The following is a 7,611-nucleotide window of genomic DNA, read 5'->3' as shown; positions in this document are numbered from 1 at the left end:
CCAGGCACCCCATGTCCTCGGGCGAGGTGATTCCCGCCAACGAACAGCGCAATTCACTTCGCTTTCGGCACCCGCCCCATCAGATAGAACTCCGGATTCGGCATCATGCCGCTGAAGCTGGCCATGCGGTTGCTCAGGCCGAAGAAGGCGGTGATGGCCGCGATGTCCCAGGCGTCCTCGTCCGAGAAACCATGCGCGTGCAGGGCCTCGAAGTCGGCGTCGTCGATCTCGTGGGACGCCAGGCAGACCTTCATCGCGAAGTCCAGCATGGCGCGCTGGCGCGGTGGGATGTCGGCCTTGAGGTAATTCACCGCCACCTGGTCGGCCACCAGCGGCTTCTTCTCATAGATGCGCAGGATGGCGCCGTGCGCGACCACGCAGTACAGGCAGTGGTTGGCCGCGCTGGTGGTGGTGACGATCATCTCGCGCTCACCCTTGCTCAGGCCCGAATCCTCCTTGAGCATCAGCGCGTCGTGGTAGGCGAAGAAGGCCCGCCACTCGGCCGGTCGGCGCGCCAGCGCCAGGAACACATTGGGCACGAAGCCCGCCTTCTCCTGCACCTCCAGGACCTTGGCGCGGATGTCCTCGGGCAGGCTGTTGAGGTCGGGCAGCGGGAAGCGTGGGGTCTGGCTCATGGGTGTCTCCGTGTGGTTTGCGGCCAAGTTTATCCTTGGGTTTTTCACTCACGGGGCATGTCATGAACAACGACCAATACGACCGAGGCCTGGCCATGCGCAAGCGTGTGATGGGCGAGGATTTCGTGGCCAGGGCCTTTGGCGGCGCCACCGCTTTCACCCGGCCCATGCAGGACTACATCACCCACAACGCCTGGGGCGACGTGTGGCAGCGGCCCGGGCTGGACCTCAAGACCCGCAGCCTGATCACCGTGGCCATGTTGACCGCCCTGGGCAAGCAGCACGAGCTCAAGGGCCATGTGCGTGGCGCGCTCAACAACGGTGCCACGCCCGAGGAAATCCAGGAAGTGCTGCTGCACGCCAGCATCTACTGCGGCGTGCCGACGGCGGTCGAGGCCTTCCGCAGCGCGGCCGAGGTGGTGGACGGCAGCTGAAAGCCTGAGAGTCTTTCGTCCATGCCCGCCCTGCAGGCCAAAACACGCCGGCTCATCGTTGCAAATGCTCGCCATGGCCCGAGCTATGGCTGCGCTTTGCGCCTCGATCCGACGCGTTGTGACGTGCCTTTCGAGCACGGTCAAAAACTCCCAGGCTCTGATCCGACGGTGGACGTTTGCGAAAACTGATTGGATCGATATCTCTCAATTGGTAAAAATTGTTAGATTGAGCGTTCTTCTGGCGTAGGATCGCCAACCCCGAGGAGACAAGAGGAGAACAACATGCTCAATCGCCTGAGTTTCAAGTCCAAGATCGGCTTGCTGGTGGCCGCTGCCGTGGTGGCGGTGCTGGTGATGGCCGTGACGGCCGCGTTGCAGTCGCGTCAGCAGATCACCGATGCACGGCGGCAGCAGCTGGTGACGGCGGTGCAGGCCGCGCATGGCATCGTGATGGGCTACCAGGCCAAGGCGGCCAAGGGCGAGATGTCGCAGGCCGATGCGCAGAAGGCCGCGGCCGAGGCGGTGGGCCTGGCGCGCTACGGCGGGGCCGATGGCAAGACCGAGTATTTCTACGTCTGGACGCTGGACGGCATGGGCGTGATGCACCCCATCCGCCGCGAATGGAACGGCCAGAACATGATCGGCAAGGTCAAGGACGCAGCTGGGGTGGACATCATCGTCGCGCTCATGGACGGCATGAAGAACAGCCGCGACGGCCAGGCCTTCGTGCCCACCAACTTTCCCCGTCCCGGCAGCACGGTGGCGGTGCCCAAGCTGCAGTACATCCTCAAGGTGGACGGCTGGAACTGGATGGTGGGCTCCGGCCTGTACACCGACGACCTGGACCAGCAGATCCGCCAGCAGGTCGTCAAGGACGCCATCCTGCTGCTGGTGGCGCTGCTGATCCTGGGGGGCATTGGCCTGGTCATCTCGCGCTCGGTCATCCGGCAGATCGGCGGCGAACCAGACGTGGCCTACGCCGCCATGTCCGAGGTGGCCCAGGGCAACCTGGGCGTGCACCTGCCGCCCACCCAGCCGGGCAGCGTCATGGACGGCCTGCACCAGATGGTGGTCTCCCTGCGCCGCCTGGTGGCCGAGGTCCGGACCTCCACCGACAGCATCGCCACCGCGTCCAGCGAGATCGCGCAGGGCAACAACGACCTGTCGCAGCGCACCGAGCAGACCGCCAGCAACCTGGAGGAGACCGCCTCGTCGATGGAGGAACTGACCAGCACGCTGCAGCAGACCTCGGGCAGCGCCCAGACCGCCAACCAGCTCGTCTCCTCGGCGGCGGAGGTGGCGCAGCGCGGCGGGCAGGTGGTGGCGCAGGTGGTCAGCACCATGGGCGAGATCAACGCCAGCAGCCGCCAGATCAACGACATCATCGGTGTCATCGACGGCATCGCTTTCCAGACCAACATCCTGGCGCTCAACGCCGCGGTGGAAGCCGCCCGCGCCGGCGAGCAGGGGCGTGGCTTCGCGGTGGTGGCCTCCGAGGTGCGCAGCCTGGCCGGCCGTTCGGCGGCGGCGGCCAAGGAGATCAAGCAACTGATCAGTGCGTCGGTGGAGAAGGTGGACAGCGGGACCCGCCTGGTGGCCGAGGCCGGCCAGACCATGGACGAGATCGTCAGCTCGGTCAACCGGGTCAGCGACATCATCGCCGAGATCCACAGCGCCTCGGCCGAACAAAGCCAGGGCATCGCCGAGGTGAATCAGGCGGTCGCCCAGCTCGACCAGATGACGCAGCAGAATTCGGCGCTGGTGGAGCAGAGCGCCGCCGCCGCCGACAGCATGCGCGAGCAGGCACAGAGTCTGGCGCAGGTGGTGTCGGTGTTCCGGCTGGGCAACGAAGGCGCAGCCCCCACCATTTCACACGCCACGGTGGCGCGCAGGCCCACGCCCCCCACCGCAACCAAGCCTGCGTCCAAGCCCGCACCCAAGGCGATCCCCAAGCAGCCGGCCATGCCGGCGCCCAAGGCCCGCGTGCAGCCGGCGATCGCCGCGCCGGTGCGTGCCGTGGCCGCCCCGACGGGTGGTGACAAGGACTGGGAAAGCTTCTGATGCGGCTCAGAGCCTGTTCCATGTCTTTTTGGAGATCGCGTTGTGACGCAATCGGGATGAGTTGACCGCACAGGCCCGCCGCATGGGCTCATGCCCATGCAAGGGGATGGGTGGGCAAATCGCCCGATTTCGTCCCAACCCGAAGGGCAAGTGCTTTTTCGGGTGGTCTGCGGCGTTGCAAAGCCTCGGCGGGCCACCGGCCCGCCTGCGTTTTGCGCCTGGCAGCCCATCCCGAAAAAGCACTTGCGCGACGCCAAAAAGACATGGAACAGGCTCAGCCGCCGCTGAGCAGGCGCTGCACCAGGTCGGCGGTACCGCTGGCGCGGTACTTGCGCATCAGCCGCGCGCGGTAGATCTCCACCGTGCGGTGGCTGATGGCCAGGACCTTGCCGATCTCTTTGGCCGTCATGCCCTGCATCACCAGCGCGGCCACCTCGCGCTCGCGGGCGGTCAGGTCGGCCTTGACGGTGCGCCGCGCGCTCAGGTCCTCGAAGCTCCAGATGCCGGCGGCGTGCGGGTCGTGGCGGTCCAGCGAGCGACCGGTCACGTGGCACCAGAAGGTCTCGCCCTTGAGCGGTCCGTCGAGGCGCTTCATGAGCCGGTCGTCGGCGTAGTGGCCCTTGGCGTTCATGATGGGCGCGATGCGTTCGCCGGTGCGCTGGTATTCGTCGGCGCTGGGGTAGAGAATCTGAAAGCTCTGGCCCACCAGCTGCTCGCGGCTGGCGCCGAACATTTCGCACACCGCGCGGTTGCAGTCCACCATGGTGCGGTGGCGCGACAGCACCAGGCCGACCGGCGCGAGATCGAAGGCGAGCTGGTAGTCGATGCCGCTGGAGGCATGGGCGGTACCCGGGTTGGACATTACGAAATACTACGTATGTGAATACGTAGTATCGTAACGGTTCGCGAAATTCCCCCTTCATTTTTCTGACTGGAGACAGGTGGCATGAACAAGATTTACCCCAGCGCGGCCGAAGCGCTCAAAGGCGTGGTGGCCGATGGCCAGCTGCTGGCCGTGGGCGGCTTTGGCCTGTGTGGCATCCCCGAGGCGCTGATCGACGCGCTGCGCGACAGCGGCGTGCAGAACCTGACCGCGATTTCCAACAACGCCGGCATCGACGACTTCGGCCTGGGCAAGCTGCTGCAGACGCGCCAGATCAAGAAGATGATCTCCAGCTACGTGGGCGAGAACAAGGAGTTCGAGCGCCAGTACCTGTCAGGTGAACTGGAGCTCGAATTCACGCCCCAGGGCACGCTGGCCGAGAAGCTGCGCGCCGGTGGCGCCGGCATCCCGGCCTTCTTCACCAAGACCGGTGTGGGCACCCTGGTGGCCGAAGGCAAGGAACTGCGCGAGTTCGACGGCGAGACCTATGTGATGGAGCGCTCGCTGGTGCCCGATGTGTCGCTGATCAAGGCCGACGTGGCCGACCGCTCTGGCAACCTGCGCTTCAACATGACGGCGCGCAACTTCAACCCGGCTGCGGCCACCGCCGGCAAGATCTGCATCGTCGAGGTCGAGCGCATCGTCGCCACCGGCGAGTTGGCGCCCGACGACATCCACCTGCCCGGCATCTACGTGCACCGCATCGTGCTCAATGCCACGCCCGAGAAGCGCATCGAAAAGCGCACCACCCGCGACCGCAAATAAGGAGACCACCATGCCCTGGACCCAAGACCAGATGGCCGCCCGCGCGGCCAGCGAACTGCAAGACGGCTTCTACGTCAATCTCGGCATCGGCATCCCCACGCTGGTGGCCAACCACGTGCCCGACCACATCGAGGTCTGGCTGCAAAGCGAGAACGGCATGCTGGGCATCGGCCCCTTCCCGTACGAAGACGAGGTCGACGCCGACCTGATCAACGCCGGCAAGCAGACCGTGACCACCATCAAGGGCTCGTCCATCTTCGGCTCGGACCAGTCCTTCGCCATGATCCGAGGTGGCAAGATCAACCTGTCCATCCTGGGCGCCATGCAGGTCAACGCCCGCGGCGACCTGGCCAACTGGATGATCCCCGGCAAGATGATCAAGGGCATGGGCGGCGCCATGGACCTGGTGGCCGGTGTCAAGCGCGTGATCGTGCTGATGGAGCACGTGGCCAAGAAAAAGGATGGCAGCGAGGACATGAAGATCCTGCCCGAGTGCACCCTGCCGCTGACCGGCGTGGGCGTGGTCGACCGCATCATCACCGACCTCGGTGTGATGGACGTGACCCCCGAAGGCCTGAAGCTGGTGGAACTGGCCGAGGGCGTGACGCGCGAGTTCATCCAGAGCAAGACCGGCGTGCCGCTGATCTGAAAACGCCCGCCCTCTGGCGAAAATACCCCCCGGCGGCCCGGTGCCGCGCGGGGTGTTTTTTTGTCTGGACACAACACACGCTATGATCCGTCTCGCTCCGGGGTGCACGTAATGGCGTGCTGAGATGGCGAACCACGATCGCCAGAACCGCGAACTTGATCCGGTTAGTACCGGCGTAAGAAGAGCTGCAGTTTCTGAACGGTGACGTGCGTGCGCACGTGCCCGGCCGGGGACGATTGCGGAGCATTCCTTGAACCCAATGGAGTGCCCCACATGAATGCCCCCGACCGTCCTGCCGACCTCGCCGTCGACCGTTTTGCCCGCCTGCTCTCGCTCAGCCGCGCGCCCTTTCCCGCTTCCACCAAATCCGCCCTCACCGGCAGCCGGCCCGACCTGCGCGTGCCCGTGCGCGACGTGGCGCTGACCAACGGCGAGGTGGTCTCGCTCTACGACACCTCCGGGCCCTACACCGATCCCTCGGCCGACATCGACGTGCGCCGTGGCCTGCCCGACCTGCGCGGCGCCTGGGTGCGGGAGCGCGGCGACACCGAGTCCTACGAAGGCCGACTGCGCCAGCTGCTGGACGACGGCGCCCGCCACGCCGAGCGCGACGGCGACGCCATGGCGCAACTGCGCGCCGAGGCCGCCGCGCTGCAGCGCACGCCACGGCGCGCGAAGGCCGGCGCCAACGTCACACAGATGCACTACGCCCGCCGTGGCATCGTCACGCCCGAGATGGAGTTCGTGGCCCTGCGCGAAAACGGCCGGCGCGAATGGATGCGCGAATACGAAGGCGACGCCGCCCGCCAGCAGCGCCTGCGTGGCAACCCCATGGGCGCGCAGATCCCGGCGCTGATCACGCCCGAGTTCGTGCGCGACGAGGTGGCGCGCGGCCGCGCCATCATCCCGGCCAACATCAACCACACCGAGCTGGAGCCCATGGCCATCGGGCGCAACTTCCGCGTCAAGGTCAACGCCAACATCGGCAACTCCGCCGTCACCTCCAGCATCGAGGAGGAGGTCGAAAAACTCGTCTGGGCCATCCGCTGGGGCGCCGACAACGTGATGGACCTGTCCACCGGCAAACACATCCACACCACCCGCGACTGGATCGTGCGCAACTCGCCCGTGCCCATCGGCACCGTGCCCATCTACCAGGCGCTGGAGAAGGTGGGCGGCGTGGCCGAGGACCTCACCTGGGCCATCTACCGCGACACCCTGATCGAACAGGCCGAGCAGGGCGTGGACTACTTCACCATCCACGCCGGCCTGCGCCTGCCCTTCATCCACCTCACGGCCAACCGGCGCACCGGCATCGTCTCGCGCGGCGGCTCCATCATGGCCAAGTGGTGCATCGCCCACCACCGGGAAAGTTTCCTCTACACCCATTTCGAGGAGATCTGCGAGATCATGAAGGCCTACGACGTGAGCTTCTCGCTCGGGGACGGCCTGCGCCCCGGCAGCGGTGCCGACGCCAACGACGAGGCCCAGTTCGCCGAGCTGCGCACACTGGGCGAGCTGACCCAGGTGGCCTGGAAGCACGACGTGCAGACCATGATCGAAGGCCCGGGCCACGTGCCCATGCACCTGATCCAGGCCAACATGGACGAGCAGTTGAAGCACTGCCACGAGGCGCCGTTCTACACCCTGGGCCCGCTGACCATCGATGTGGCGCCAGGCTACGACCACATCGCCAGCGCCATCGGCGCGGCCATGATCGGTTGGATGGGCACGGCCATGCTGTGCTACGTGACACCCAAGGAACACCTGGGTCTGCCCGACCGCGACGACGTCAAGCAGGGCCTGATCGCCTACAAGATCGCGGCCCACGCAGCCGACGTGGCCAAGGGCTTCCCCGGCGCCAGCGCACGCGACGAAGCGCTGAGCAAGGCGCGCTTCGAATTCCGCTGGCAGGACCAGTTCAACCTCGGCCTGGACCCCGACACCGCACGCGATTTCCACGACGAGACCCTGCCCAAGGATTCGAGCAAGGAGGCCCACTTCTGCTCCATGTGTGGCCCCAAGTTCTGCTCCATGAAGATCAGCCAGGACGTGCGCGAGTTCGCCGCCGCGCAGGGCGGACAGGGTGCCGTGGACGACGAGGCCGCGCGTGGCATGGCCGCCAAGTCGGCCGAGTTCCGCGCCGGCGGCGCGCAGCTCTACGTGCCCATCCGCCCGGCCTGA

8 protein-coding genes and 1 riboswitch are annotated in these 7,611 nt (G+C 66.4%); of the genes, 6 read left to right on the top strand and 2 right to left on the bottom strand.

Features of this window, described 5'->3' with window-relative positions:
* Nucleotides 1-53: 53 nt before the first annotated feature.
* Nucleotides 54-635: a peroxidase-related enzyme gene (locus AAHB17_RS16245; RefSeq protein ID WP_342131682.1), complete on the bottom strand. Its 582-nt coding sequence runs from the start codon at nucleotides 633-635 to the stop codon at nucleotides 54-56.
* A 62-nt stretch (nucleotides 636-697) separates the two neighbouring features.
* Here AAHB17_RS16245 and pcaC point away from each other — a divergent pair, with 62 nt between their 5' ends.
* From pcaC to AAHB17_RS16230, 3 genes are all read left to right on the top strand, one after another.
* Nucleotides 698-1,069, top strand: coding sequence for a 4-carboxymuconolactone decarboxylase (pcaC, locus tag AAHB17_RS16240; RefSeq protein ID WP_342131681.1), 372 nt, complete (start codon nucleotides 698-700; stop codon nucleotides 1,067-1,069).
* A gap of 21 nt (nucleotides 1,070-1,090) precedes the next feature.
* On the top strand, nucleotides 1,091-1,258 hold the full coding sequence (locus AAHB17_RS16235; RefSeq protein WP_342131680.1) for a hypothetical protein: 168 nt from the start codon (nucleotides 1,091-1,093) through the stop codon (nucleotides 1,256-1,258).
* Between the two features lie 93 nt (nucleotides 1,259-1,351).
* Nucleotides 1,352-3,130 carry a methyl-accepting chemotaxis protein gene (locus AAHB17_RS16230; RefSeq protein WP_342131679.1) on the top strand — a complete coding sequence of 593 codons (1,779 nt, stop codon included), beginning with the start codon at nucleotides 1,352-1,354 and terminating at the stop codon, nucleotides 3,128-3,130.
* A 274-nt stretch (nucleotides 3,131-3,404) separates the two neighbouring features.
* Here AAHB17_RS16230 and AAHB17_RS16225 read toward each other — a convergent pair whose 3' ends face one another.
* The gene (locus AAHB17_RS16225; RefSeq protein ID WP_342131678.1) at nucleotides 3,405-3,992 is read right to left on the bottom strand and encodes a PAS and helix-turn-helix domain-containing protein; all 588 of its coding nucleotides are present in this window, start codon (nucleotides 3,990-3,992) and stop codon (nucleotides 3,405-3,407) included.
* Between the two features lie 84 nt (nucleotides 3,993-4,076).
* Here AAHB17_RS16225 and AAHB17_RS16220 point away from each other — a divergent pair, with 84 nt between their 5' ends.
* The 3 genes from AAHB17_RS16220 to thiC all read left to right on the top strand — a co-directional run bounded on the left by AAHB17_RS16220 (nucleotide 4,077) and on the right by thiC (nucleotide 7,611).
* Complete coding sequence (locus AAHB17_RS16220) at nucleotides 4,077-4,778, top strand: CoA transferase subunit A (RefSeq protein ID WP_342131677.1); 702 nt, start codon at nucleotides 4,077-4,079, stop codon at nucleotides 4,776-4,778.
* Between the two features lie 10 nt (nucleotides 4,779-4,788).
* Entirely contained in the window at nucleotides 4,789-5,427 is a 639-nt protein-coding gene (locus AAHB17_RS16215; protein WP_342131676.1) for a 3-oxoacid CoA-transferase subunit B, read from the top strand.
* An 88-nt stretch (nucleotides 5,428-5,515) separates the two neighbouring features.
* Nucleotides 5,516-5,626: riboswitch (TPP riboswitch) on the top strand.
* 74 nt (nucleotides 5,627-5,700) lie between these two features.
* A complete protein-coding gene (gene thiC / locus AAHB17_RS16210) occupies nucleotides 5,701-7,611 on the top strand; it encodes a phosphomethylpyrimidine synthase ThiC (RefSeq protein ID WP_342131675.1) in 1,911 nt (636 codons plus the stop codon).

The sequence above is a fragment of the Hydrogenophaga sp. OTU3427 genome, assembly GCF_038440225.1.
Classification (GTDB): domain Bacteria; phylum Pseudomonadota; class Gammaproteobacteria; order Burkholderiales; family Burkholderiaceae_C; genus Hydrogenophaga.
This window is presented reverse-complemented; position numbering and strand designations above follow the sequence as displayed.